This is a genomic window from Rhizobium mesosinicum, assembly GCF_019511345.1.
Lineage (GTDB): Bacteria > Pseudomonadota > Alphaproteobacteria > Rhizobiales > Rhizobiaceae > Rhizobium > Rhizobium mesosinicum.
In genome coordinates this window covers 1-826 of record NZ_JAEUAK010000030.1, presented here as the reverse complement: position 1 = coordinate 826, position 826 = coordinate 1, and the positions used below count along the sequence as shown (strand labels likewise).

Here is an 826-nt window from a genome sequence, read left to right as displayed (position 1 = left end):
GCAAATTCGAGCCAGGCCAAGGGTCGTGTCGAGCGGATGGATCGGACGCTGCAGGATCGGCTGGTCAAGGAATTACGGCTGGCTGGCATCGACAATATGGAGGCAGGCAATGGGTTTTTGTCGGGCTTCATGGAGGACCACAATGGGCGCTTTGCGATTGTCCCTGCCCGGTCCGAGGACCTGCACCGGCCGATGAACCTGGCGCCGGATCGGTTGGGCGAGATCCTGTGCAAGCGCGAGCAGCGCTATGTCGGATCGCAGCTGACGTTTTCGTTCGAGCGCCAGCGGATCATGCTGGAGGAGACCGAGGTGACGCGCGGTTTGGCTGGCCGCTATGTCGAGACCTATGCTTATGCGGACGGTCGACTGGATGTGCGCTGGAAGGGGCATTCCCTGCCTTACCGCGTGTTCGACAAGGACCAGCGAGTGACGCATGCGGCGATTACCGAGAACAAGCGGCTCGGCGACGTCCTAGCCTATATCAAGGAGCGCCAGGACGAGCGACCGGCACCCGAGGTGAAGACCAACAGCGAGCAGATCGGCTACACACCGCGAGGCCGCAAGCCGGGACGCCCCAGGGATTTCATGAACGATCCTGCGGTGATTGCGCGGCGAGAGGCAGCATTTTCCCGGCTTGATGCTGCGGAGTGAATCGTCGATCACATAGTCTCAAAGCTAGAGCCGAAGAGGTGCCCCTCACCCGCCCCGATCTGATCTTGCAACCGGATCAGCCGGTCAGATCGGAGCTGGTCGGCGTGCCGTGCGGCGGCAAAAGGGACATTTCAACTTTGCACACAATTCGACATTGCAACTTCCCCGCCACATC

1 protein-coding gene is annotated in these 826 nt (G+C 61.0%); it reads left to right on the top strand.

What is annotated here, in order from left to right; all coding sequences use genetic code 11:
* The coding region (locus JNB85_RS30435) for a transposase family protein (protein WP_476748516.1) at window positions 1–651 on the top strand (651 nt) is incomplete at its 5' end.
* Between the last annotated feature and the right edge of the window lie 175 nt (window positions 652–826).